The sequence below is a fragment of the Francisella sp. AG1 genome (genome assembly GCF_057683165.1).
Genome location: NZ_CM173135.1, coordinates 1306162 through 1331525, shown reverse-complemented (window position 1 = coordinate 1331525; position 25364 = coordinate 1306162). Strand labels below are relative to the sequence as shown.

Here is a 25364-nt window from a genome sequence, read left to right as displayed (position 1 = left end):
ATGCGTACATTATCACAGGAATCTTGCCAAATATTGGAGTAAGCTTTAATACTAGTATTACTGTAACTACACAATCTATAATAATATTTACTCTTTGCTATCAGGGTGAATCTATAAAAAATATTAACCATAGCAAATATTATAAGTACCCTAAGCCCTAATATTAGTATATTTTTTATTAGTAGGGCTTTGCTGGTATTTTATTATTTTTTTCAAATATAGTAGTTTCCGGCCTCTTTATTAAATAGTCTTTCTCATGGTATAAAAATAATATTAGCTTAAATTTAACATCAAAACATGGAGCACAATAGCAGTAGCTTTAAATAGCTCGAGTAATTGTTTAGGAAGTACTGTTGGTACGGTAGGGACGAGTATACTTATCACATTTGGCGTTAGTATCGCTACCTTACTATGCTTGTGCCATAATCTTAATCGCTCTATGTTTGCAAGTAATTATGGGGTAAGGACAAAATACAAAATTGAATTCTGTAGTAAATTGAGGGTTAATCTCTGCAATAGTGCCCTAATACTAATGAAATGATCAGTAAATTATGAGATATTATTTCATTTAAATAATATATAACAGAAGTTTAACTTTTCTTTTTAAATTTCATCGATACAAGTGTACCAGCTAAAACTCCTATTATAATGATTCCTATCATAATAGTTGCTAAAGCATTTATCTCAGGGGTTGGTCCATTTTTAACTGTAGAATAAATATACATTGGTAAAGTGGGATTATCACTACCAGCTACAAATTCTGTAACTACTAGGTCATCAATAGATAGTGTGAATGTCAATAATGCGGATGTTATAAGAGCGGGGATTAATTGTGGCAAAGTGATAGTAAAAAAAGTTTTTATAGGACCAGCACCCAGATCTAGAGAGGCTTCTTCAAGAGAGATATCAACACTAGCTATTCTTGATTGCATAACTATAGTTACATAGGCTGTACACATTGTTACATGGGCTATAACTACAGTGGTAGTACCCCTTTCATGTGGCCAACCTATAAGATGCTGCAAAGTCGAAAACATAAGTAGTAATGCCACACCCAAAATAATATCTGGTAAAACTAATGGTGTAGCAACAAGCCCGTATAAAAAATTTCTAGTTCTAAAAAAGTTAAACCTAGTCATAGCATATGCAACTATAGTTCCTAATATTGTTGCTATAATTGAAGTAATTAAAGCTATTCTAAAACTAGTTAAGGTAGCGCTAATAATATCCTCATCATGTATAACTTCATGATACCAGTCAAATGTAAAGCCACCCCATAAATTGATAATAGCTGAATCACTAAATGAAAATAAAATAAGAATTATTAGGGGGATATATAAAAATATTAAGCCTAATATAAGCATAATTTGACTAAATGAAAATTTTCTCATATTATTCTCCCTTTAAACAAATGTTCGTTTGGTTTGAATACGTTGCATCCAGAGGATAGGAAGCACGAGTATTATAATTAAGACTACAGATATTGTTGCAGCCATTCCCCAATTATTAGAAGTAAAAAATTCTTCCCATATAATATTACCTATCATAAGGGAATTCATACCTCCCATAATTTGAGGGACAACAACCTCGCCAACTGCTGGGATAAAGATAAGTAAGCTACCAGCAATAAGTCCAGGCATTGATAAAGGGAGGGTTATCTTAAAAAACGAATTAGTAGGTCTAGAACCGAGATCTTCAGCAGCAGCATATATACTTGGATCAATCTTTATAAGAGTGCTATATAGAGGCAGTACTAAAAAAGGTAAATAACAATATACCATTCCTAAATACATAGAAAAATTATTATATAGTAAAGCCATACTAGGTAAGCCTAAGTTTGTTAAAACATTATTTAAAGTATGGTTACCTAATAGCGTTACCCATGCGTATGTTCTAAGTAGAAAAGAAGTCCAATATGGTATAATTATTAGAATTAAAAAGAAAATTTGTGTATTTTTTTTAGCTCTTGAAAGTGATAGAGCCATGGGGTAACCAATTAAAATACATAAAATAGTAGTTATTAATGCTACTTTTAATGAGTTGAATAAAGCAATAAAAATCAAATTATAATGAATTAATTCAATATAGTTCTGTAAGTAAATAGTGAAATGTATAGTTTCTTGCTTGTATATTGCTAATGATGAGACAGGGGGGGTGCCATCTGCTGGTAAAGTAAAACTCATACCAATGACAAATAAAAATGGTACAAGCAGAAATATTACAAACCAGGCAAAGGGTATTAGATAAACTAAAGTATGTCTATAGTTTTTTTCTAAATTTTGCATTATGAATATAACACCATTATGTTTTGCGACTCCCAGGTAAGATATACTTCATCATCCCAGGAAGGGTGATCGGCATTTCTTTCTATATTAAAGTCTGTTGATTTTACGATACGGCCATTTTTTGTTCTTACATGATAAGTAGATAATCCACCCATATAGGCGATATCTTCGACTATCCCTTTAATACAGTTTATAGGGTTTTGAGGATCATATTCTTCAGGCTTTTCTTTGCTGATAACAATTTTTTCAGGTCGTATGCCAATCCAAATCTCTTGATCCTCTATGGCTTCTATATTCCTTTGTAAGACAAATGATGTGCCAGCCTGATTTGAAGTTACTATACTACGAGTTCTACTAACTTCTTCCACTCGAGCTTCAAAAATGGTACTTTTACCAATAAATCCAGCAACAAATTTGCTTTTAGGAAATTCATAAATTTCAGATGGGGTGCTTACTTGCTCGAGCCAACCATCAGTCATAATACCAATCCTTGTTGACATTGTCATAGCTTCTTCTTGATCGTGGGTTACCATTATAAAGGTACTACCAGTTTGCTCTTGAATATCAACAAGTTCAAATTGCATCTGATCACGTAAGTTTTTATCTAAAGCAGATAGAGGTTCATCAAGCAATATTAATTTTGGTCTTTTTGCTAGACATCTTGCTAAAGCTACACGTTGACGTTGTCCACCAGATAGTTGATGAGGTTTTCTTTTAGCAAGATGCTCCATTTTAATTATCTTGAGAGCCCTATCAGTAGCTTTTTCAATATCTTCTTTTTTTAGGGATTTCTCTTGCTTTAAACCAAACATAATATTTTGTTTTACACTCATATGTGGGAATAGCGCATAAGATTGAAACATCATGTTTATAGGTCTTTTATATGGCGGTGTGTTTGACATATCAATACCATCAATGATTATTTTACCATCACTTGGTTTTTCAAATCCTGCAAGCATTCTTAATAGAGTACTTTTACCACTTCCAGATTCCCCTAACAGTGAAAAAAACTCTTTAGGATAGACATCTAGATTAATGGAGTCAACAGCTACATGACCATCATCAAACTGTTTAGATAGGTTTTTTATAGAAACCAAAGGTTTTCTAGAAGATTTTTGCATCTTGGTTCTATAGTTGATTAGAATGCTTAATAATAAGCAATTTTTTGATAGAAAAAAAGTAAATTCGAAGATGATTGGTAATTAATTATTTTTGATGGTGAATATTATCAAAAACTTTATTAATTTTTTTGGAAATTAGAAAAAATAAGACAGTTAGAATTGCAGCAATAATAGCTAGGCAAATAAATATATTTGAATACATCTGATTTGTACCTAGCGCTGTGATATTTTCAGCTTTTATCTTATTGCCTATTGCATAGTTTGACACAGGTCCAGATATTACTATTCCTACAGCAATATTTACAAACATGTATCCAGTAAACATACCTTGGTGTACAGGTTTAATTAGGTCACCTACTAGAGCATAGCTTGTTGCATTAACATGAATTTCGCCAGCAGCTACTATTATTAATAATAAAATGGGAAAGACTACACTAACTGTTCCATTGTCTTTGTTGGCAAGTATAATTCCTAAAGGAATCATTAGAAAAGCGACTATATATAAGCCAATACCACGAGTAATTAAGCTTCCTGGAGCTAATGTTGTACCATTTTCTAATCTTCTTTTTGCAAAAAATGCTAATAGGAAGCCAAAGATAATAACCCCAAGAGTTTCAAATGTATTTACTGTAGCAGGCTGCATTGTTATGCCAAATAAAGATTTATTTGTGTTAAATTCGACAAAGTTCTCTAATGCTGAGCTTTGCATGCCTTGGACAAATGCAAATATCATACAAGCTGAGCTTAAAATCATAAATGCAAAAATTCTTTCACGATATTCAGGTTTTTGTTGTAATGCAGTGTATATAAGATATCCAAGAACTAATACAAAGACACATATTACTAAAGTGCCACCAAACTCTGTATGTTTAATTAGAAATATAGAGAAGATAAAGCATACAATGATTATAGCAGGGGCAACAATATATCTTGCTACAGATTTAGAAAATTCATTATGAAAATATGTATCCTTATCTTCAACATTTTTGAAATTTAAAATATGTAATACTACAGCTATAGCTAAGCAGGCAGCAGCAGTATAGAAGGCTATAGTATAAGCACCGTAGCTTTGGATAATTCCAGAAAGTAAAAAACTTCCAGCAAAACCTATGTTCATGCAACTATAGTTTATAGAGAAAGCAACTCTTCTATTTCGGTCTTCAGTTTTAAAAAGTTGAGTTAACATCATGTTTAAGCAGCTTACATTCAAACCAGCACCAGTAATAAATAGTGCCATTCCATAAACTATGGTTGTTTGATCGTGTTCTGCTATCATAAACATACTAACGACCTGAAGAGTAACGCTAACTAAAAACAAACCTCTAAAGCTAAAATATTTACCACCTAATGCTCCACCTAAAAAATGAAGTAAAAAATTAAGAGCAAAGAAACTTGCTGTAAGAGTGTTTGCTTCAGTTTTAGTGAAGCCACCATGATCAGTTAGGTAAAAATTTAATAGTCCCATTAATACAGCGTACCCAACAGTTGAAAATATTTGGATAATATTTATTTGTAAAGTACCTTTAGGCATTTCTTTATAGTTAATCATTTTTTCCTTGTTTAATATTTAAAATAAGATGTGAGAAATAGTATAATTAAATTGCTGCAGTAAACCTATAAAAATTTTATTTAAATATTGGTGTTTTAGGGTTAGTATATCAAGTATATTTACTAACTGAAATATTACCAGAGGGGTGTATTTAAGATAGATATGAAAAATATAATTTTTGATTTTGACTCAACTTTAATAAAAAAAGAATCATTAGAACTGATCCTTGAGCCTATCCTTAAAGGGTTCCCGAATAAGCCTGCTGAAATAGAAAAAATTACAAAATTAGGTATGCAAGGCGATATAGGTTTTAGAGAATCCTTAGAAAAAAGATTGGCTATAGCAAGTCCTACTAGATGGAGTATACAGGTTTTTGCGGATCAATATTGCCCAAGTTTATTAACTACTGGTATAAAAGAATTGATTATGATTCTTAAAAAACAAGGCTATGAGATATGGATATTTAGTGGTGGATTGACAGAAAGTATTGCACCCTTTGCAGACTATTTAGGTATTGCTAGAGAAAATATATTTGCAATTGATGTGCATTGGAATCTTGATGGTAGCTTTAATTCGCTTGATAATTTTAATGGTGCTTGTGATTCTAAGTTAAAATCTTTTGAAAAAGCTAAAGAACTAATCAATGGAGAGATTGTGGTTGTTGGCGACGGTTATACTGATTATCAATTGTTTGAAGTAGGTTTTGTAAATAAGTTTATAGCTTATACAGAGCATGTTGAAAGAGAAAAAGTAGTAGCATTGGCTGCAAATATAGCAAATAATTGTGGCGAATTACGTAGTTTATTAATTTTCTAATTTTTTATGTTTTATTATTGAATGGATAAAAGCAAGGGTAAGTATTGATATACCAATAGAACCACTAAACCATTCTGGGATATGTATAAATATTTTTAATAATAATACAACGGCTAAGAATCCTATAGCATAATGCGCGCCATGTTCTAGGTATATATATTTTGCTAAAGTTTTCTTTTCTACAAAAAGTATTGTTAGAGATCTAACAAACATTGCACCAATACCAAGACCAATCATTATAATCACAATATTTGTCGAGATTGTGAATGCTCCAATTACACCATCAAAACTAAATGAAGCATCTATTATTTCTAAATAAATAAAACCCATAACCCCATTTCTAATCACATCAGTCGTATTGACTTCAGAGGAGTCAAATAGTGAATTAAGTAAGCCAATACTTTCATGAGTTATTATGCCCAAGAAAAAAGCTATAGCAAGTTTACCCTGGTAGGTAGAATTTGTATTATAAATTACGATAAGACCAATGATAATAGCAAGTAAAATATATCCGCCATTATAGCTACGTATTTTACGAATAAAGATGTTGTTCTCTAGGAATGGAATCCAGTGATGTCCTTCATTTTCACTTAGAAAGAAATTTAAGAATACCATAAGTAAAAAACTTCCACCAAAACTACAGATATAAGGCATTGAATGCTCTAATATTGATTGATATTGCTCTGGATTATGTAATGCAAGAATTATTACGTTAGAGAAGTTTATACCGCTAGAAATACTTACTAATAAGATTGGAAATACTAAGCGCATGCCAAAAACAGCAATAGGTAAGCCGATAAATATAAATATCTTTTGCCATTTTTGTGGCATTTGTCCGAGGATTTTTGCATTTATAACAGCATTATCAAAGCTAAGTGATATTTCAAGCACAGCTAGTATTGAAATTGAATATATTATTGCCACAGGATTAGATGGATAAAAAAATACACCAATAATTATTCCAAAAGCAGTTATACAGAATGATCCATAAAAATATTTTAAAGTTTTCAAAGCGAATAAGATTTTATAGTTTTGTAACCAGTAGATTTTACCATATAATGGATTGTTAATTGATATTTTAAGGTAATAATATGTCGGTAGCTTTATATACAATCATTTTTTTAGGTGTGTGTTTATTTTTGTGGCGTAATTTTATGAAAAATAAAGAATATGCTATAGGAATAGCAGAACGCTCAGCAGAAAAATATAATCTAAGCTTGCTAGATGACACTGTTTGTTTACGTAAAGTAAGCTTTAAGTTTGAAAAAAAGAGGCTGCTTTTTTATCGAGTTTATTCGTTTGATTATAATACAATAAGTTCTGATGATAGATATAGAGGTTATATAGTTATTAGAAATGGGCGCTTAGATGATATCGTCATATCAGAATTTGAGAAAGCAGATATAGTTAAAGAAAATCTTGCTTCTGAGCAGAGTAAACAATCATCAGTTTCTGCAAATAATGTTATTAATTTTGATGAATAGGAGAGTTATGATTCATTTACATCAATTGCCTAAATTAAAGGATAGAAACTATAGTTGTAGTCCTTTTTGCTTAAAGTTGGAGCTTTATTTAAAAGCTATGGATTTGAGCTACCAAAATTATTTTAGTTTAGAATTTAGTAAATCTCCAACAGCTAAAATGCCTTATATAGAAACTATGGGCAAGAAATATGCTGACAGCAACCTAATTATTGAAATGCTTGAAAAAGAGAATGATTTTAGTCTGGATAGGCATTTAAACTTAGAACAAAAAGCAATATCTACTGCTTTTATAAGGCTATGTGAAGATAGTTTATATTGGCTTGAGGTGTATGCTCGTTGGGCGGATAAGGATAATAATACTTGGAAAAAAGGTTTTATTGATGCTACAAAGTTACCAAAGGCAATGGCAAATATTATATACCCTGTAGCTAAGAAAAATGTTTTACGTCAATTAAAATCTAATGGTTTAATCAAGCTTACAAGCAGAGAAATTTATTCTAGAGTTAGGCAGGATTTACAAGCAATATCTAATTTTTTAGGACAAAGGAAATATTTTTTTAATGGTCAAGTTTCCTTACTTGATTTGGTGGTATTCAGTTTTATAAAAAATATAAGTGATGGGAGTTGTGGTATAAGAATGCAAAATATTTATCAGGAATTAGGTTTTGATGAGTTTTCTAACAATATCCAGGATAGGTTTTTGAATCAATAAGTGAGGAGGCCATATTTTGATTATAGATGAAAAAAAGAGAACAAAGTATTTTATTTATTTGTTTTTTTTACAATTATTTGAGAGATTCAGTTTTTTTGGATTTTTTTATATTCTGATATTTTTTTGCATAAATAAATTGAATTTAACTGAGTCTCAAGCTGCAGTTTTTGCTGGTTCATTCACCGCATTGTGTTATGTACTTAGCTCTTTTGGTGGTTATGTCGCTGATAAGCTTTTGGGAGTAAGGAGAGCTTTGTTGGTAGGTGGATTATGTCTTTTGTTTGGCTATGGTATCTTGGCAATAGGTGACATGCTTACAAATACCGCGATTTACTTTGGTATGGCAATGATAATATCTGGAGCATGTTTGTTTGTACCAATGACTTTAAATAGTGTATCTAGGTTATATGCTGGAGATCCCAAGAAGTTAGATGCAATATATGCTTATTTTAATATGGCAAATAATATAGGAGCATTATCAGGAGCTCTTTTAATTCCTTATTTGAGTAGCTCAGATTCTTATGGTATTGAAAACACACACTACGGTTTAGCGTTAGGAGTATGTGCTTTTGGAATTGTTTTGGCATTATTAAATATAATTATGAATAAAAAGTTGTTTATGGCTATAGCATCACCTGTAGGTAAAAAAAGCTTAGGGTTTAAAAATATTATATTTGTAATATGTGGTGTAGTATTTTTTGTTATCTTGATGGCAGGTTTATTGTATATAGGTTGGCTTATTAGTTTGGTTTTAGCTGTTGCAGTAGTTGTGATTATTGGTTATTTTATTTTTATGACTTTTCAGCAAGATAAAAAGTATCGTTATAAAATGTTCTTGTTATTAGTTTTTATATTTTATGCAATAATATTTTTTATGGTTTACGCTCAGAAAACCACATCTTTTTTTCTATTTAATGTACATCATGTGAATCTAGATGTACTTGGGTTTAAGCTAAATTCTCAGACAGTTCCAGGTTTGTTAAATACTTCAGGGATTCTAGTTTTTTCACCTATATTGGCGATGTATTTTAATAAACTAGGAGATCGATTAGGTTCAACAAGTAAATTTGCACTTTGTTTGATGTTTTGTGGCCTTTGTTACGGATTTCTTTTTTTAGTTTGTTTGCTACAAGATCCATCTCAAAAAGTTTCATTTTGGTGGGAGGTTTTTGCTGTTGGAGTATTTTTTTCTTGGGCGGAAATTATGGCAACAGCTGTAGGATTGTCTTTGATTGCACAGCTTGTTCCAACCAAAGTTAGAGGCTTTTGTATGGGAATGTGGTTTCTTACATGGGCTATAGGTATCAAGATGGGAGCATATATAGCTTCAAATTTTGCAAGTATTGATTTAGGTAGCTCTCAAAGTTCAAATCTTATGGGACAAGCCTTAACTAATAGTTATTATGGCTATAGAGAATTATTTATGTGGATAATGATAACTACATTATTGGCAGCATTTTCATTATTTATTATGAAAAGATGGATTAATAGAATTATTTATAATTAGAGAGGTGTTTGGATAATGAATATTTTGCACATAAGTAAAGATACATTGATAAATAATATCAAAATAATAAGACAAATTGCTAATGGAGCTAAATTGTGCCTTCCTGTTAAGGCTAATGCCTATGGGCACGGTATTGAACCTATTGTATCTATTACATCAGATTGGGTGGACTATTATGCAGCAGCAAATATCGAAGAAGCTATACGAGTTAGAAATATATCAACTAAGCCAGTATTGGTATTTGGGGTTGTGGATTATCAATATATACAAGAAATATTTGATAATAATCTTAGTGTTACTCTTCAAGAGTTTGAAGATATAATCAAATTAGAATCACAAGCAAAATCTTATAATAAAAAGCTGAAAGTACATATTAATGTAAATACTGGTATGAATCGTATGGGTATTGATTATATTGATGCAAAAAAGACAATTTCTAAAGCTTTAAGTTCAGAATTTATTGAATTAGAAGGAGTTTATAGCCATCTTGCTTGTGCTGATAATAAGGATCATCCAGGTAATAAAAAGCAGATAGAAAGATTTAAAGAATTAGTAGATTATATTAGGTTAAAAAACAAAGATATTATTTGTCATTTAGCAAATTCATATGGATTATTAGGCCAAGAGGGTATTAGCTATGATATGGTAAGAACAGGTATTTTAACCTATGGGTATTTACCTCATTTCTATGTTGAAAGGATCGCTAGAGATATTAAACCTATAGCAAGACTCACATCTAAAGTAGTGAAAATTATTAGGTTGGATAAAAATGAAGGAGTAGGTTATTCGCTATTATATCGTGGTTATCACAATGAAATAATAGCTACACTGCCACTTGGATATGGCGATGGTTACCCTAGAGAGCTCGGAGGACGAGGGAGTGTCAATATAGATGGTAAAATATATCCAATAGTGGGTCAAATTAGTATGGATGCACTAGCAATTTCTCTAGGAAGAAACCAGTTTAATGTAAAAATTGGCGATGATGTGGAGATTTTTTCAGATATTCCAAGAGAGAGGAATAGCGTCTTTTCAGTAGCTCAACTTACTAATACTATAGAGTATGATATAGTAACCACATTAACTCAAAGAGTAGTTAGGAAAAAAAATTATGATATATTATCTTTACTTTTTGGAGCTTAGAACATAGACTCAAGACCTAGTATGAAAATTATTTTAATTATTTATGATAAAAAGTAAGTTAACTATTAGTAGTCTTATAGCTATTGGTGTTGGTACCATTATGGGTTCTGGCTGGATGTTTTCAGCTCAATATACTTCTGAATATGCAGGTCCCGCATCTATATTTTCATGGATAATAGGTGCAGTGTTGATGATTTTTATAGCTCTGACATTTGCTGAGAGTTCCGCTATAGTTCCAGTTCAGGGTTCTTCATCTAGAATACCTCATATTACTCATGGGACATTAATAAGTTATATTTTTGCTTGGATTACTTGGATATCTTATTTAGTGTTAGCACCTATTGAAGTTCAAGCTGTTTTACAATATATGGCAGTTTTTTATCCAAATTTGATTGAGCCAAGTACAGGAGCACTATCAGGTGATGGTATACCAATAGCTGTTATTTTATTATTGATCTTTTCTATTTTTAATTTTTATTCTCTTAGATGGCTGGTAAAGGCAAATAATATAATTACGTTATTTAAAATTTTAGTACCTACAATAATAGCGATAACATTTATTGTTTTTTGTTATACACTTCCAGAATTAAAATCTAAGGTTCATGAGACTGATTTAAATTATATGCCTTTTGGAGTTAATGGGATGCTTGCGGCTGTTTCTTTAGGTGGAATTGGTTATGCATTTGTTGGCTTTAAAACAATTGTTGAATTAGCAGGTAATACGAAGAATCCAGCAAAGGCCATTCCTATAGCTACTATTAGTACAATCCTTATTTGTTTAGGTATTTTTTTGATCCTACAAGTTGCATATATAATGGTTATATCAAAATATGTGCATAATAATGTTTGGGATTTAAGTATTATAATAAAAGGTAAAAGCTCTAATTTTGGAGCTTTTGCGTTGATGGCACAGCATTTTGGCCAAACATGGATGATGTATTTACTATATTTTGGAGCAATACTTTTTCCATTGGTGGCGGGCCTTTTATATTTTTGTGTGGCTTTGAATTCTCTAAGTGCAATGGTTTCAAATGGATATATGCCAAAGATATTAAATAAAATAAACCCTGTAGTTAATAAACCTGTTTATGCGGTAGGATTAAATTTTCTGATTGCAATGATAATGTTTGCACCTTTTCCTGGTTGGAAAGCAATGGCAGCATTTTTGACTTCTCTTATTTCCTTGACTTATTTAACTGGAGCTACTTCAACTATTGCTATGAGACATAAGCTTCCAAATATTGATAGGCCTTTTAGGTTGAAGTCTGTCTACCTTATTTCGGTAATTGGTGTGTTTGCTTCAAGTATGATTTTTTTATGGAGTGGTTGGGGTATAGTTTCAAAGTCAGGTTTTGCTATATGCGTAGCTGTTTTTATGCTTTTAATATACAGACAATTTGGTGCAGACAAGTCAGAAAAAATTTCTTGGGATTTTAAGCAGTCCATATGGTTTTGGTTTTATATAGTTGCTGTTTCAATCGTTTCATATTTTAGTACGTTTGGTGGTACTGGAGTTTTAAACATATATTATATAACGATAATTTTATTAATTATTAGTTATATAACTTTAATTCTTGCTAAAAACTATTGTTTATCCTCCCAAGACATGCAGGATGGGATAGATAAAGCTCTTCATATACAAAGAAATAGTTGATTTAGTATTTTGTGAGATAAGTTCCTATTTTATTACATTTTAAAAAACTGTATTATTGTTCTAAACTTTAAAATTAAATTATTTCTTATGATTAAAATTTCTTTTCAAGGTGAGCATGGAGCTTATTCTGAGCAAGCTATTACTAGCTTTTTAAATAAGCAAGATATAAAAGAATTTCAGACATTCCCATGCTTATCTTTTTCAGATGCCATTGAGCATACGATCACAGGTGAATCAGATTTTGTAATGATACCTGTTGAGAATTCAATTGCTGGATCAGTTGTGCCGGCTTATGACGAGCTTATTAAAAGCAATTTAAAAGTCAAGGCAGAAGTTGTTTTGAGAGTTAAGCATTGTTTGATGGGATTGCCAAATACTGATATTTCAAAGGTTCAAAGCGTTATATCTCATCCTCAGGCTTTATCTCAATGCGCCAGAAGTTTAAAAAAAATGAAGCTTACTCCAGAAGCTTTTGTTGATACCGCTGGAGCAGCCAAATATATATATGAAAAAAATAGCATGAATCATTTGGCAATTGCTGGAGAGCTTGCAGCTAAAACATATAAATTAAATATTTTTCAAAGTGAATTTGAAGATGAACATTTTAATTATACTCGCTTTTTATTAATGGGTTATGATGATATTGGCATTAGTCCTGAAGAGAATGATTATAAAACAACAATAATATTTTCTATAGAAGATAAATCAAACGCCTTAGTTAATACATTAAATATTTTTGGAAAATATAATATTAATCTGACAAAAATAGAATCAAGACCATCGAGAAATAGGGCATGGAACTATCTGTTTTTTATTGATTTTAAAGGTTCTGAAGATGATGATAATGTACAGCAAGCGCTTTTGGAAGTGCTTAAAAAAAGTACATTTCTCAAGGTTTTAGGGTCATATAAAAGTTATCAATTTGATTAATAATGGAGTGATGTAGTGAAAAAATATATTAGTTTAATTATAGTTTTTGTTAGTTTTATAGCTTGTTATGCAAAAGATGATATAACAGTATTATCTTTAAATGATTTTCATGGCCAGATCGAGCCTCATAATGATATGGTTGGGGCGGCTAAAATAGCAAGTTTTATCAAACAATATCGCAAGGATCATCCAAATTTGGTTGTTGTAGCTGCAGGTGATAATTACCAGGGTACTCCTATTTCGAATATCTCTCATGGAGATGTTGTTAATGAATTTTTTGATTATATTGGGGTTAAGTACTCAGCTATAGGTAATCATGATTTTGATTATGGCCAGATATGGTTTAAACATTGGTATAAGTGTAGTGAGCTTAGATATTTGGCTGCAAATATAGAATATAGAGATAATTCTATATTTGAATATATTTCTAGGTTTTTTTCTAATAAGGATTTATTTGAGTATATACAGCCGTTTGGTTATCAAACTTTAGCTAATGGTAGAACTATCTATTTTATAGGTTTATCAACTCTTGAGACACCTGAGACAACAGCAGAAAAAAATATATTGAATCTTAAATTTAATAGTCCAGTAACTAGTGCAAATAAATGGGTAAAATATATAAATAATTATAAAACACATGGTATCCCAAAACCTGATACTATAGTGTTATTAACACATATTCCAACTGATCAAAATAGTTCAAAAATTTTTTATAAGAAGAAAAAAGAGCTTAAAAATACATCAGAAATATATGCTGTGGTCAATAACGTTAAAGATATATCAGCTGTTTTGACTGGGCATAGTCATCAATTTGTTAATGGTTTTAAAAATAAAATTGCAGTTGAACAGGGTGAGAGTCAAGGTAAAGATATTAGTGTTTTACATTATGATTGTCACACAACCAAAAAATGTAAAGTAACGCCAGAAGTAATAAATTTAGCTAAAGCTACAAGAAATTTAAAGGCTGATCAGGGCGTAGAGAAGATTATAGATAAATATAACTATTCTATAAAAGATAAATTACAAAAAATAATAACTCAGGCTCCAGAAGCCTTGTCAAATGAAGCACAAAATGGGTATTATAATATTCCTCTAACCTATACATTAGCTGGGATCGTTAGATATTCCACAAATAGTGATATAGTTTTGCTTAATTCTCATGGTATTCGTAGGTCTTTACCTAAAGGTAATATTACTTATAGTATGATTTATGAAACAATGCCATTTGATAATATGGTAGTTACTCTAAATATAAAAGGTAATAAATTATATAAACTTATAAAGCATAGTGTTGAGCTACTTGGTAATGAGCAAGTAGGTGTTTTTTATGGAATAAATGTTAGCCTTGATAAATTAGGTAAGATAAAAAAAGTTTATATTGATGGTAAATTGTTAGATAAAAACAAAAGTTATAAGCTTGCTACTTTAGATTTTTTAATTACCGGTGGAGATGGGTTTATCTTTAATAATATAAAAAACTATAAAGATACTAACACTACAATTAGAGATATGGTTGTTAGCTATTGGTCTAATCACTCAGCAGATATAGCTAAAGGATGGCAAAATATAACGATAGAAAATTAATATGCCTTATAAAATAAACATAGTTTATAAAGATATTAAAAGTATAAGAATTTCTTTAGGTGAAGATGGATTGGTTACTGTGAAGTCACCACTAGGAGTGACTAAAAAAGAAATTCTTAGGCTTTTGGAATCAAAAAAAACATGGTTAGATAAGCATAGTAAGCAATTATTGTCTAATCGAAAATATGATTATCACCATTATGCTTTAAGTAATGGTGATAAGGTTTATTTTTTGGGTCGTGAGTATACTATCAAACTTATAAAATCAAATTCTAATTTAATAAATGAGGATGAGGGGAATTTGGAATTTTTTCTTAATTCAAGTGTAATAAATAATAAAGAGTTTAAACTACAGCTTTTAGAGGAGTTTTATAAAGATAGAGCAGATATTATCTTGAATAATTTGGTTGCTAAATATTTAAAAATAACTAATCAGGAAATACAACGAGTTATTATAAAGAAAGCAAAAACTCGATGGGGATCATGTAACTACATTAAAAAAATTATAAACCTTAATTTTAATCTTGTATTAAGAGATATCGAAGCGATTGAATATGTGGTTCTTCATGAAATTGCTCACCTAACACATCCAAATCATTCAAAAGACTTTTATGCATATATAAATTTATATATGCCTGATTGGAAAAAAAGAGAAAAGATGCTTAAGTAATACTCACACATTATAATTAAAATTAAAAAAACTCTAAAACTAGTATGTTAAATGTTTTGTTTCATTATAAAAGTATTATAAAATGATTCGAGTATACTTTTTTCTTGGAGTTAAAAATGGAAAGTACTTTTGAGCTTTTTTCAATCGGAGTAGGGCCATCATCATCTCATACGATTGGGCCAATGCGAGCTGGTTGTGATTTTATAAACTTATATAAGGATAAATTATCACAAACTACACGAGTACAGATAGATTTGTATGGATCTCTTGCTCTGACGGGCAAAGGCCATAAAACAGATTATGCAGTAGTACTTGGTGTGATGGGTTTTTTACCAGAATCAGTAGATATAGAATTAGCTAAAAAACTTTACAGTAGTTGTTTAAGCGATGAGAAAATTGAGCTAAACCAAAAGTTTGAGATTGAGTTTATATATGGTCGCGATCTGATTTTTCATTATGATGAATTTTTACCCGAGCATGCTAACGGTATGAGATTTTCTTTATTTAATGGCGATGAATTATTATGTGAAAAAGAATACTTTTCAATTGGCGGTGGTTTTATAGTAGATAAAAAACAGGTTAAAAAAGATGAAGTACCAACTGAAAACCCATGTAATAAGCCATATAAATTCTCAAGTATGGTGGAGTTAAGGAAGTTATGTGAAGATGAGCAGAAATCTATTGATGCAATAATGTTTGAAAATGAGATAGCCGCTTATGGTGAGATAGAATCATTAAGAAAGCTATCAGCAATCTGGGAAGTTATGGAGACGTCTATTGAGAAAGGGTTGACATGTCCCGAAACAATCCTTCCCGGAGGGTTAAAGGTAAGAAAAAGAGCGCCAAGTATGATAAGAAAGCTCAAATCTCAAAATATAAGCACAACGGATTTTAATTATTTAAATGCTTTTGCTATAGCTGTAAATGAACAAAATGCATGTGGTGAAAGAGTTGTTACAGCACCTACTAATGGAGCTGCTGGAGTTATTCCTACTGTATTAAAATATTATTTACAAACCCATGAAGTTGTAAATAAGGAAGAATTACAGCAAGTTATCAATAAATATTTATTAGTTTGTGCTGCTATTGGTGTTTTGTATAAATCAGGTGCATCAATATCTGCAGCTGAGGTTGGCTGTCAAGGTGAAGTCGGTGTGGCTTGCTCTATGGCAGCAGCAGGTTATTGTGCCTTACTTGGAGGAGATATTGATTCTATAGAGTCAGCTGCTGAGATTGGTATGGAACACAATCTTGGCCTTACTTGTGACCCTATAGGCGGATTAGTACAAATACCTTGTATTGAACGCAATGCTATGGGTGCAGTTCAGGCAATAAATGCTGCTAAATTGGCTTATTTGGATACAGGTGAGAAACGATTTGTTGGTTTAGATTATGTTATCAAAGTTATGTATCAAACAGGTCTGGACATGAGCAGTAAATATAAAGAAACGTCATTAGGTGGCTTGGCAGCTAATGTGCCTGTATGTTAGTTAGATATCTTTTGGAAATTTTTAAAATATAACTTACTTAGAAGCTACTCTAGCTAAAATTATACTAATTTAGTATAATCTCACCGTTAAGCTTAATAAATATATTCTGAGTTATGTACGATATAAAAAAAATTAGAAAGGATTTTCCCTTCCTTAATCAAACTATAAACGATAAGCCAATTGTATTTTTTGATACTGGGGCCTCTGCTCAAAAGCCACAATGTGTTATTGATACAGTAACTAATGCGTATGCATTTAATTATGCAAATGTTCATCGAGGAGTTTATTCACTTAGTCAAGAAGCTAGTGAGAAATATGAAAATGTTAGAGTTAAAGTTCAGAAGTTTATAAATGCTAATTCACCAAAAGAAATTGTTATAACTAAAGGAACTACTGAAGCAATAAATCTCTTAGCAGAAACTATAGGTCAGTCTATCTTATTTGAGGGAGATGAGGTAGTTGTTACAGAGATGGAGCACCATGCAAATTTTGTACCTTGGCAAATGTTATCTCATAAGAAAAATCTAGTATTTAAAGTAGCAAAAATTAAAGATAATGGCGAATTAGATATTGATGATTTATTAACTTTAATAACCAATAAAACAAAAGTTTTAGCAATAACTTTATGTTCAAATGTTTTAGGAACAATTAATCCAATCAAGCAAATAATTGAAAAAGTTAAGGCTATTAATTCAAGTGTTTTGGTGATCGTAGACGGGGCTCAAGCAGTAATACACCAAAAAGTTGATGTACAGAATTTAGCTTGTGATTTCTTTGTTTTTTCAAGTCACAAATTATATGGTCCAACAGGAGTGGGTATTTTATATGGTAAATATAGTCTATTAGAACAGCTACCACCATATAATTTTGGAGGAGATATGGTTGAGGATGTAACTATATCAAAAACTACTTTTGCTTTACCACCATATAAGTTTGAGGCAGGTACTCCAGATATTGTTGGTACTATAGGTTTTGGTAGAGCTATAGATTATGTGAATTCTGTAGGTATGGAAAATATTGCTGAATATGAGAAAAAACTTTTAAAGTATGCTACTAAAGAGCTTAAACTAATCGATGGTATACAAATCATTGGTGAAGCCAAACATAAAGCTGGAGTTATAACATTCAATATTGATGGCTGTAATGCAGGAGATGTCGGTGAGCTTTTAGCAATTAAAGGAATGTGTGTGCGTACTGGAAAACATTGTGCTCATCCATTACTATACAGAATGGGAGTAACAGCTACTGTACGGATGTCGTTTGGTATGTATAATACTTATGAGGAAATAGACCTTTTCATAAAAGCATTAAAGAAGGTTATATCTCAATTAAAATAATTTGTAGTAAGAGGAATTTATGGTAGAAGTATTTGATCCTGTAAATAATATTTTAGATGTCACAACAGCTGCGGCAAAGCATTTTAAAAAACATTTAGATAAACACACAGGGTGTGTAGGAATTTATGTAGGTACAAAAGTTATGGGCTGCTCAGGTTTGGCATATGATATTGACTTTGTTAATGAGCAACCGCAAGAAACAGTAAGATTTGAGCAACATGATTTAATCTTTTTTATTGCTAAAAAATCTATGGATTTTTTAAATGGATTAAAAATTGATTATGTTAAGCATGAGTTTGGTTTATATAAATTAGAATATACAAATCCTAATGAGTCAGCACGTTGTGGTTGTGGTGAAAGTTTTACAGTATAGGAATGGCAATGAAAGTAACAGACGTAACAATAGTTAGAAGGCAAGTGACGGCGATAGCAGTACCTTTTGGTAATGAAATAGAGTTGATGCCTGGTCAAGAAGTTTTAGTAACCCAAGATAAAGGTGGTAGCTTTACATTAAATGTGAGTGGAAATTTATTGCACCTTGATGGTAAAGATGCTGATGCGATAGGAAAGCAAGTAGTTAAATACCCTGTTGATGGGTATGATATTAAGCCTGGAGACCCTATTAATATGGATGCTATTTGGGATCAAATGAGAACTGTATATGATCCAGAAATACCAGTAAATATTGTAGATCTTGGCTTGATTTATAATGTTATTACACGGAAGTTGGAAAATGGGAATTTTCATGTTATTGTTGATATGACCCTCACAGCCCCTGGTTGTGGTATGGGACCGGTGTTGATGACTGATGTGGAAAAGAGAGTAGCAATGCTTCCAAATGTTGATAAGGTCGATGTTGTTATGGTTTTTGATCCACCTTGGAATTCAGAGTTAATGACGGAAGAAGCAAAATTGGAACTAGGGTTATTCTAGATTAATAATATGAGTAAAATAGCAATTTATCCAGGGACGTTTGATCCTATTACAAATGGGCATGTTGATTTAGTTGCTCGAGCATTAAATATATTTGATGAAATAGTAGTTGCTGTATCTACAGCATATGGTAAAAAAACTCTTTTTGACTTGATTACGAGAGAAAAAATGATAAAAGAGGTCTTTAAAAATAACTCTAAAGTTAAGGTAGTTTGTTTTGAAGGTTTACTTGTTGATACGGCAGTTAAACATAGCGCATGTTCTATTGTTAGGGGGTTAAGAGCTGTTTCAGATTTTGATTATGAATTTCAGATGTCTAGTATGAATGGTAAACTAAATAGTGAAATTCAGACAATTTTTTTAACACCAAGTGAAAAATTTTCATGTATATCATCAACCTTAGTAAGAGCTGTTGCAGTACATAATTATAAGCGGGTAGGTGAGTTTGTGCCTGAGTGTGTATATTGTGAGCTTGAGTCAAAGTATAAAGGTTAATAATAAAATGGCATTATTAATAACTGATAGTTGTATAAATTGTGATATCTGTGAACAAGAGTGTCCAAATGAGGCAATCTCACAAGGTGAAGAATATTATGAAATTAACCCAAACCGGTGTACAGAATGTGTTGGGCATTTCGAAAAACCACAGTGTCTCCAAGTCTGTCCAATAGATTGTATAATTATAGATTCTGAAAATATTGAAACACAAAACGAATTATATAAAAAGTATTATAAACTTGTTTCTTAATTAGCTTTAAAAAGATTGAAAAAAATATATAAATAAGATATTGTGACATAGTTATTGCTTAATAATTCAAACTATAAGAAATTTTTAAAAAGGAGTTTTTGATGAAACTAAAAAATACCGTACTTGCTATATCTGTATTAATAGGTACAACTGCCGTATCTTTTGCTGCAACCGGTGATAATATGGATACTTCAGTAGATACAACTGCATCGACCACATCAGAGTCTAGTTCTAATACTTTCATTCAACCTTTTGCTAATACTTATAGCTCTATAACAAATGAAGATAATACATGGGGACCACAAGATAGAACTGGTCAATGGTACCTAGGTGTACAAGCTAATGGTTTTGTAAATGATTTTAATAATAAGAATGGCGCAAGTGGCGGTTGGAATGGAATAGTTGGTTATAACATAAATAGATATTTTGCTGTTCAATATAATCAATTCGCAACTTATGGTGGTATGTTTGGTGGTTTAGGTGAAGGTGTTGTTAATCTTAGTAATAGCACGATGCTAACTCCATATGCTGCTGGTGGTGCTGGTTGGGCAAACTTAGCTGGTCAGGCTACAGGTGCTTGGGATGTTGGTGGAGGTCTTAAGTTTGAGCTTTCTAGAGATGTCCAGTTAAGTGCTGATTATAGATATATTCAAACTATGGCTCCTAATGGCACAGGAGCTAAAGCTAGAGCTGGTACAAATATGATTGGTGGTGGTATTACTTGGTTCTTTGGTGGTGATGATGCTAGTAATAATACTGCAAATATCCAAGATAATGGTGCAACAACAGCTGCGGAAACTACAGTAATACCAACAGTTGATGAAACTAAGTATGTTTTGCCTAAAGGAATTAAACAGTGTGCTAAGAACTTTAATTTAACTAAAGATGGTGTTGCATGCTACACAGTTAATGGTGATGATGTAACAGTTTATTTAGATACTAAGTTTGCATATGATAGTGAGGTTTTAAATGCAAAAGGTAAAGAAGCTATTTCTTCTTTTGTTGATTTTATAAAAGATAGTGATATTGCATCAGTAACTGTTAAAGGTTATGCTTCTCAAGGTCGAACTGGTCAAGAATTTGAGATTTATAATCAAAAACTTTCTGAAAAAAGAGCAGAGTCTGTTGCTAATTATATGGAAGGTCTGGGTCTAGATAGTGAGAAGATTATAACTAAAGGTTTTGGTTATAATGATACTCTAGAAGGTGTCAGTGAGTCAGACGCACGTAATCAGCGTGTGCAAGCAAGTGTTTCTGCTCCTTTAAAGCAAGAAAAATAATTATTTTTAAATTTTTATCTTTTTCAAAATATTTTATTTCATAAAAAATATACCTAATTAATGATAAAAGAGTTCTTTATTATATATTTTTTTGTTAGTCTATATTTTATCGGCACAGGGGAGTACATAAGTACTGAGAAACTTTTTTAAGTTGACCCTTTGAACCTGATCTAGTTAATACTAGCGTAGGGAGTGCAAGGATATCATTATAATAGAGACTTTAATACAGTTTAGAATTTATGTATCTTTGTATTTTCCTATAGATTTTTTATAAAAATATAGGAGTATGATCATGGATCAACAATCAAAATCTGCAGAAATTAATAGTTTAAGTGAAGCTTTACTTAAATCATATACTAATTCAAAAAAAATATACCTTCATAATGATAATAATGAAATAAAGGTTCCATTTAGAAGTATATCTCAATCTGAGACCATTTTAGATGATAAACATAGTCCAAACCCAGTAATACTTGTTTATGATAGTTCTGGAGAATATACGGATGATAATGAGAGGATAAATATTGAAGAAGGTTTGTCCAAGCATAGATTAAATTGGATAAAGAAAAATGAAGATTTAGAGAAGTTAACTTATTTAAATTCTACGTATACTAATGATCAAGCTGATAATAGCTCAAATTTTCCAAACAGGTTTATTCCATATAGATCTAAGCAAGATAAAAATGTATCACAAATGCATTATGCAAAAAAAGGAATTATAACTCCAGAAATGGAATATGTTGCTATTAGAGAAAATATAAAAAAAGCTAATATTCATCTTGATAAAGCTTCAATAAGTCAGCATCAAGGTACTTCTTTTGGAGCAAATATTCAGGAAGAAATAACTTCAGAATTCGTGCGTAATGAAATTGCAAATGGTAGAGCTATTATACCTGCTAATGTTAACCATCCTGAGTTAGAGCCTATGATTATTGGCAGAAACTTTCAAGTCAAGGTAAATGCCAATATTGGTACATCTGCTGTAACTTCATCAATCGCGGAAGAGGTTGAGAAGATGGTTACAGCTATTAGGTGGGGAGCTGATACTGTGATGGATCTGTCAACGGGGAAGCATATACATCAAACAAGAGAGTGGATCATTAGAAATAGTCCTGTTCCTATAGGAACTGTCCCAATTTATCAGGCATTAGAAAAAGTTGATGGTATTGCTGAAGATTTAACTTGGGAAGTATATAGAGATACGTTAATTGAGCAAGCAGAACAAGGAGTGAGTTACTTTACTATTCATGCTGGCGTACGTAAAGCATTTATTTCATTAGCAGCAACTAGAATAACAGGTATAGTTTCTAGAGGTGGAGCAATAATGGCTAAATGGTGTATGCATCATAATCAAGAGAATTTTTTATTTACTCATTTTGAAGAGATTTGTCAAATAATGAAAGCTTATGATATAAGTTTTTCTTTAGGAGACGGCTTAAGGCCTGGGTGTATAAATGATGCAAACGATAGTGCACAACTTTCAGAATTAAGAACACTAGGTCAGTTGACAAAAATTGCTTGGAAGCATGACATACAAACTATGATAGAAGGTCCAGGCCATGTACCAATGCATCTGATTAAAGAAAATATGGAATATGAGTTACAAGATTGTTTTGAGGCGCCATTTTATACTTTAGGCCCTTTAGTGACAGATATTGCACCAGGATATGATCATATAACTTCAGCTATAGGAGCTGCTCAAATAGGTTGGTATGGTACATCGATGTTATGTTATGTCACTCCAAAGGAGCATCTAGGCTTACCGAATAAAGAAGATGTACGAGAAGGAATAGTTACATATAAGTTAGCTGCACATGCTGCTAATCTTGCTAAAGGATTTCCAGGAACTCAAATTAGAGACAATGCTCTTTCTAAAGCAAGGTTTGAGTTTAGGTGGGATGATCAATTTAATCTGAGTTTAGATCCTGAAAAAGCTAGAGAATATCATGATGAGACTTTACCTAAGGAAGGTCATAAAGCAGCACACTTTTGTTCAATGTGTGGACCAAAATTTTGTTCTATGAAATTATCTCAAGATATTAAAAGAACAGCTAGTTAGGTTATTTTTATATGCGAAAAATAGCTATTGTTGGAGCTGGAGTTATAGGTCGAGTATTGGCATTAGAACTTTTAAAAGAACTGCCTGGTATTCAAGTAGAAATTTTTGATAAAGATTTGGATGGCCATAAAAGTTGCAGTTATAATGCCGGAGGTATGATAGCTCCAATATCTGAATTAATTAATTGCCAATCACATGTTTATGAATCTGGTTACAATAGTCTTAAACTTTGGCAAGAGCTTGTAGAACCAAAAAATAATATTATAGAAAAGTTTAATACGCTCTTACTTGCTCATAAGTATGATGGTATAGAATTAGATCTTGCACATAGGTCAATAGCTTTTCGTGTTAAAGAATATAATCGTGTTATGAAAGATATAGAAGCTATTGGTTACCAAGATTTAATACAGTTAGAGCCTATCATTTTAAATAGTAGTATATGCGATAGAGCTTATATTATAAAGAATGAAGGTGCTGTTAATGTGGCTAAGTTTTTTGATTTTACAAATAAAAGATTCTATCAATCTGATTCTGTAAATTTTAGGCAACAAAATATTAAACAAATACGAGATAAGCATATTTATATTGATAAAAGTACTAAGTACGAATATGATCAAGTATTTGATTGTAGGGGGTTTAGTTCGAAACAATCTTTGGAGCTATATGGTGTTAGAGGTGAAGCAGTAGTTATACAACATCAAGGTATTAAGTTAAATAGTGTTATACGTTTAGCTCATCCAAGACACCCTTTATATATAGTCCCTCGAGGAAAAGGGGTGTTTTATTTAGGAGCTACAAGTATAGCTAGTGATGAAAATTCACCAATTTCTGTACAAAGTTTGATGGAGCTATTATCAATGGCTATGGTAATTGATAAAAAGTTTGCTGAAGCGCGAATTTTGAAAACTTTAACAGCAGTTAGACCAACTAGTATTGATGATAGACCTATTATTAAATATACACAAGATTGTATATACATAAATGGTCTTTCCCGACATGGTTTTTTATTTGCGCCTAAAATAGCAAAAGATCTGGTTGGTAAGTTAAGGGAGGGTATTTAAGTGCAATTTTTATTCAATAATAAAAGTATTATAGTTAAAAATTTTTGTATTAGTATAGCTGATTTCATAAGAGAGAAAGGTTATGTTGAAGGTTGCTTTGCTGTAATGATGAATGGTAATTTTATTCCAAAATCAGAATACAGTGGAAAGTTTATATATGAAAATGACGAGGTAAATATAATCTTGCCGATGCAAGGAGGGTAATATATATGTTAAAGTTGTTTGATTTAATATTAGAGTCAAGATTTATATTGGGAACATCTTTATATCCATCATTAGACTGTATGCTTGAAGCAATTAAAGCAAGTCAAACTGAGATGATTACAGTATCTTTAAAGAGGTCATTGGCAAATGGAGATGTAAAAAATAACACCTTTTGGGAAAAAATAGAAAAAACTAATTGTCATATACTACCTAACACAGCAGGTTGTAGGTCAGCTTATGAAGCTATTCAAATGGCTGAGATATCACGAGAGATATTTGAGACTAATTTAATTAAAGTTGAAGTTATTGGAGATGACTATAATCTTCAACCAGATCCAATAGAGTTGGTTAAGGCATGCAAAGAACTTGTAAAAAAAGGCTTTAATGTGATGCCTTATACTATAGATGATTTATCAATTGCTAAACACTTGGTTGATGTGGGGTGTGAGGTACTGATGCCTTGGGCTGCACCAATTGGTAGTGGTAAAGGATTGATTAACCCTTATGCATTAAAAACTCTTAGGGCTAGGTTTCCTGATATCAAACTAATAGTTGATGCAGGTTTAGGAGTACCATCAGAGGCGTGCCAAGTTATGGAAATGGGTTATGATGGAGTTTTACTTAATAGTGCGGTAGCTCTGGCTGGAGACCCTGTTAGAATGGCGGCGGCCTTTGCTAAAGCTATCACTGCTGGTAGACAAGGGCATGAGTCACAGCGTATGCCTAATAGAGAGTTTGCTGCAGCATCAACAAATATTTTTGAAACACCATTTTGGCATAGTTAATTCTTATATTAA

General features: G+C 31.5%; 25 protein-coding genes and 1 riboswitch. Of the genes, 20 read left to right on the top strand and 5 right to left on the bottom strand.

Annotation, left to right across the window (positions count from 1 at the left end; all coding sequences use genetic code 11):
- Positions 1-590: 590 nt before the first annotated feature.
- The 4 genes from ACR0PV_RS06920 to ACR0PV_RS06905 form a co-directional block, all read right to left on the bottom strand.
- Positions 591-1391, bottom strand: a complete 801-nt coding sequence (locus tag ACR0PV_RS06920) for an ABC transporter permease (RefSeq protein ID WP_488172406.1) — start codon at positions 1389-1391, stop codon at positions 591-593.
- 12 nt (positions 1392-1403) lie between these two features.
- Positions 1404-2285, bottom strand: a complete 882-nt coding sequence (locus tag ACR0PV_RS06915; protein WP_488172405.1) for an ABC transporter permease — start codon at positions 2283-2285, stop codon at positions 1404-1406.
- Positions 2285-3406: an ABC transporter ATP-binding protein gene (locus ACR0PV_RS06910; RefSeq protein WP_488172404.1), complete on the bottom strand. Its 1122-nt coding sequence runs from the start codon at positions 3404-3406 to the stop codon at positions 2285-2287. The genes ACR0PV_RS06915 and ACR0PV_RS06910 overlap by 1 nt, the downstream gene beginning before the upstream one ends.
- Before the next feature lie 85 nt (positions 3407-3491).
- Positions 3492-4955 carry an MFS transporter gene (locus ACR0PV_RS06905; RefSeq protein WP_488172403.1) on the bottom strand — a complete coding sequence of 488 codons (1464 nt, stop codon included), beginning with the start codon at positions 4953-4955 and terminating at the stop codon, positions 3492-3494.
- Positions 4956-5117: 162 nt separating this feature from the next.
- Between ACR0PV_RS06905 and ACR0PV_RS06900 the strand changes: the two genes are divergently transcribed.
- On the top strand, positions 5118-5771 hold the full coding sequence (locus ACR0PV_RS06900; RefSeq protein ID WP_488172402.1) for an HAD-IB family phosphatase: 654 nt from the start codon (positions 5118-5120) through the stop codon (positions 5769-5771).
- Here ACR0PV_RS06900 and ACR0PV_RS06895 read toward each other — a convergent pair.
- Positions 5760-6782 (bottom strand): DUF475 domain-containing protein, encoded by a 1023-nt coding sequence (locus ACR0PV_RS06895; RefSeq protein ID WP_488172401.1) that lies wholly within the window; start codon positions 6780-6782, stop codon positions 5760-5762. The two genes, ACR0PV_RS06900 and ACR0PV_RS06895, sit on opposite strands and share 12 nt — an antisense overlap.
- Before the next feature lie 80 nt (positions 6783-6862).
- Between ACR0PV_RS06895 and ACR0PV_RS06890 the strand changes: the two genes are divergently transcribed.
- The 19 genes from ACR0PV_RS06890 to ACR0PV_RS06800 all read left to right on the top strand — a co-directional run bounded on the left by ACR0PV_RS06890 (position 6863) and on the right by ACR0PV_RS06800 (position 25352).
- Positions 6863-7255, top strand: coding sequence for a DUF3301 domain-containing protein (locus tag ACR0PV_RS06890; protein ID WP_488172400.1), 393 nt, complete (start codon positions 6863-6865; stop codon positions 7253-7255).
- A gap of 7 nt (positions 7256-7262) precedes the next feature.
- Positions 7263-7967, top strand: coding sequence for a glutathione S-transferase family protein (locus ACR0PV_RS06885; protein ID WP_488172399.1), 705 nt, complete (start codon positions 7263-7265; stop codon positions 7965-7967).
- 13 nt (positions 7968-7980) lie between these two features.
- Positions 7981-9474, top strand: a complete 1494-nt coding sequence (locus ACR0PV_RS06880; protein ID WP_488173975.1) for a peptide MFS transporter — start codon at positions 7981-7983, stop codon at positions 9472-9474.
- Between the two features lie 15 nt (positions 9475-9489).
- The gene (gene alr, locus ACR0PV_RS06875; RefSeq protein WP_488172398.1) at positions 9490-10617 is read left to right on the top strand and encodes an alanine racemase; all 1128 of its coding nucleotides are present in this window, start codon (positions 9490-9492) and stop codon (positions 10615-10617) included.
- A 43-nt stretch (positions 10618-10660) separates the two neighbouring features.
- The gene (locus ACR0PV_RS06870) at positions 10661-12271 is read left to right on the top strand and encodes an APC family permease (protein WP_488172397.1); all 1611 of its coding nucleotides are present in this window, start codon (positions 10661-10663) and stop codon (positions 12269-12271) included.
- Between the two features lie 87 nt (positions 12272-12358).
- The gene (pheA, locus tag ACR0PV_RS06865; RefSeq protein ID WP_488172396.1) at positions 12359-13201 is read left to right on the top strand and encodes a prephenate dehydratase; all 843 of its coding nucleotides are present in this window, start codon (positions 12359-12361) and stop codon (positions 13199-13201) included.
- Positions 13202-13216: 15 nt separating this feature from the next.
- A complete protein-coding gene (locus tag ACR0PV_RS06860; protein WP_488172395.1) occupies positions 13217-14785 on the top strand; it encodes a bifunctional metallophosphatase/5'-nucleotidase in 1569 nt (522 codons plus the stop codon).
- 1 nt (position 14786) lies between these two features.
- Positions 14787-15455, top strand: a complete 669-nt coding sequence (locus ACR0PV_RS06855) for a M48 family metallopeptidase (protein ID WP_488172394.1) — start codon at positions 14787-14789, stop codon at positions 15453-15455.
- 116 nt (positions 15456-15571) lie between these two features.
- Entirely contained in the window at positions 15572-16945 is a 1374-nt protein-coding gene (locus tag ACR0PV_RS06850) for an L-serine ammonia-lyase (RefSeq protein ID WP_488172393.1), read from the top strand.
- 113 nt (positions 16946-17058) lie between these two features.
- Positions 17059-18282 (top strand): aminotransferase class V-fold PLP-dependent enzyme, encoded by a 1224-nt coding sequence (locus ACR0PV_RS06845; protein ID WP_488172392.1) that lies wholly within the window; start codon positions 17059-17061, stop codon positions 18280-18282.
- Positions 18283-18301: 19 nt separating this feature from the next.
- Positions 18302-18655: a HesB/IscA family protein gene (locus ACR0PV_RS06840; protein ID WP_488172391.1), complete on the top strand. Its 354-nt coding sequence runs from the start codon at positions 18302-18304 to the stop codon at positions 18653-18655.
- 8 nt (positions 18656-18663) lie between these two features.
- Positions 18664-19215, top strand: a complete 552-nt coding sequence (gene sufT / locus ACR0PV_RS06835) for a putative Fe-S cluster assembly protein SufT (RefSeq protein ID WP_488172390.1) — start codon at positions 18664-18666, stop codon at positions 19213-19215.
- Between the two features lie 9 nt (positions 19216-19224).
- Positions 19225-19710, top strand: coding sequence for a pantetheine-phosphate adenylyltransferase (gene coaD, locus ACR0PV_RS06830; protein WP_488172389.1), 486 nt, complete (start codon positions 19225-19227; stop codon positions 19708-19710).
- A 7-nt stretch (positions 19711-19717) separates the two neighbouring features.
- The gene (locus ACR0PV_RS06825; RefSeq protein ID WP_488172388.1) at positions 19718-19963 is read left to right on the top strand and encodes a YfhL family 4Fe-4S dicluster ferredoxin; all 246 of its coding nucleotides are present in this window, start codon (positions 19718-19720) and stop codon (positions 19961-19963) included.
- Between the two features lie 101 nt (positions 19964-20064).
- Positions 20065-21243, top strand: coding sequence for an OmpA family protein (locus tag ACR0PV_RS06820; protein WP_488172387.1), 1179 nt, complete (start codon positions 20065-20067; stop codon positions 21241-21243).
- A gap of 106 nt (positions 21244-21349) precedes the next feature.
- A riboswitch (TPP riboswitch) is annotated at positions 21350-21452 on the top strand.
- An 83-nt stretch (positions 21453-21535) separates the two neighbouring features.
- Positions 21536-23302, top strand: a complete 1767-nt coding sequence (thiC, locus tag ACR0PV_RS06815; RefSeq protein ID WP_488172386.1) for a phosphomethylpyrimidine synthase ThiC — start codon at positions 21536-21538, stop codon at positions 23300-23302.
- A gap of 11 nt (positions 23303-23313) precedes the next feature.
- Entirely contained in the window at positions 23314-24363 is a 1050-nt protein-coding gene (locus ACR0PV_RS06810; protein ID WP_488172385.1) for an FAD-dependent oxidoreductase, read from the top strand.
- Entirely contained in the window at positions 24364-24567 is a 204-nt protein-coding gene (gene thiS / locus ACR0PV_RS06805) for a sulfur carrier protein ThiS (RefSeq protein ID WP_488172384.1), read from the top strand.
- Positions 24568-24572: 5 nt separating this feature from the next.
- On the top strand, positions 24573-25352 hold the full coding sequence (locus tag ACR0PV_RS06800) for a thiazole synthase (protein WP_488172383.1): 780 nt from the start codon (positions 24573-24575) through the stop codon (positions 25350-25352).
- The last annotated feature ends 12 nt before the right edge of the window (positions 25353-25364 follow it).

What these genes read in the sequence shown, in the direction of transcription:
- ACR0PV_RS06920 (WP_488172406.1), bottom strand. Translation starts at nt 1,391, where the DNA reads ATGAGAAAATTTTCATTTAGTCAAATTATGCTTATATTAGGCTTAATA.
- ACR0PV_RS06915 (WP_488172405.1), bottom strand. Translation starts at nt 2,285, where the DNA reads ATGCAAAATTTAGAAAAAAACTATAGACATACTTTAGTTTATCTAATA.
- ACR0PV_RS06910 (WP_488172404.1), bottom strand. Translation starts at nt 3,406, where the DNA reads ATGCAAAAATCTTCTAGAAAACCTTTGGTTTCTATAAAAAACCTATCT.
- ACR0PV_RS06905 (WP_488172403.1), bottom strand. Translation starts at nt 4,955, where the DNA reads ATGATTAACTATAAAGAAATGCCTAAAGGTACTTTACAAATAAATATT.
- ACR0PV_RS06900 (WP_488172402.1), top strand. Translation starts at nt 5,118, where the DNA reads ATGAAAAATATAATTTTTGATTTTGACTCAACTTTAATAAAAAAAGAA.
- ACR0PV_RS06890 (WP_488172400.1), top strand. Translation starts at nt 6,863, where the DNA reads ATGTCGGTAGCTTTATATACAATCATTTTTTTAGGTGTGTGTTTATTT.
- ACR0PV_RS06885 (WP_488172399.1), top strand. Translation starts at nt 7,263, where the DNA reads ATGATTCATTTACATCAATTGCCTAAATTAAAGGATAGAAACTATAGT.
- alr (WP_488172398.1), top strand. Translation starts at nt 9,490, where the DNA reads ATGAATATTTTGCACATAAGTAAAGATACATTGATAAATAATATCAAA.
- ACR0PV_RS06870 (WP_488172397.1), top strand. Translation starts at nt 10,661, where the DNA reads ATGATAAAAAGTAAGTTAACTATTAGTAGTCTTATAGCTATTGGTGTT.
- pheA (WP_488172396.1), top strand. Translation starts at nt 12,359, where the DNA reads ATGATTAAAATTTCTTTTCAAGGTGAGCATGGAGCTTATTCTGAGCAA.
- ACR0PV_RS06855 (WP_488172394.1), top strand. Translation starts at nt 14,787, where the DNA reads ATGCCTTATAAAATAAACATAGTTTATAAAGATATTAAAAGTATAAGA.
- ACR0PV_RS06850 (WP_488172393.1), top strand. Translation starts at nt 15,572, where the DNA reads ATGGAAAGTACTTTTGAGCTTTTTTCAATCGGAGTAGGGCCATCATCA.
- ACR0PV_RS06845 (WP_488172392.1), top strand. Translation starts at nt 17,059, where the DNA reads ATGTACGATATAAAAAAAATTAGAAAGGATTTTCCCTTCCTTAATCAA.
- ACR0PV_RS06840 (WP_488172391.1), top strand. Translation starts at nt 18,302, where the DNA reads ATGGTAGAAGTATTTGATCCTGTAAATAATATTTTAGATGTCACAACA.
- sufT (WP_488172390.1), top strand. Translation starts at nt 18,664, where the DNA reads ATGAAAGTAACAGACGTAACAATAGTTAGAAGGCAAGTGACGGCGATA.
- coaD (WP_488172389.1), top strand. Translation starts at nt 19,225, where the DNA reads ATGAGTAAAATAGCAATTTATCCAGGGACGTTTGATCCTATTACAAAT.
- ACR0PV_RS06825 (WP_488172388.1), top strand. Translation starts at nt 19,718, where the DNA reads ATGGCATTATTAATAACTGATAGTTGTATAAATTGTGATATCTGTGAA.
- ACR0PV_RS06820 (WP_488172387.1), top strand. Translation starts at nt 20,065, where the DNA reads ATGAAACTAAAAAATACCGTACTTGCTATATCTGTATTAATAGGTACA.
- thiC (WP_488172386.1), top strand. Translation starts at nt 21,536, where the DNA reads ATGGATCAACAATCAAAATCTGCAGAAATTAATAGTTTAAGTGAAGCT.
- ACR0PV_RS06810 (WP_488172385.1), top strand. Translation starts at nt 23,314, where the DNA reads ATGCGAAAAATAGCTATTGTTGGAGCTGGAGTTATAGGTCGAGTATTG.
- ACR0PV_RS06800 (WP_488172383.1), top strand. Translation starts at nt 24,573, where the DNA reads ATGTTAAAGTTGTTTGATTTAATATTAGAGTCAAGATTTATATTGGGA.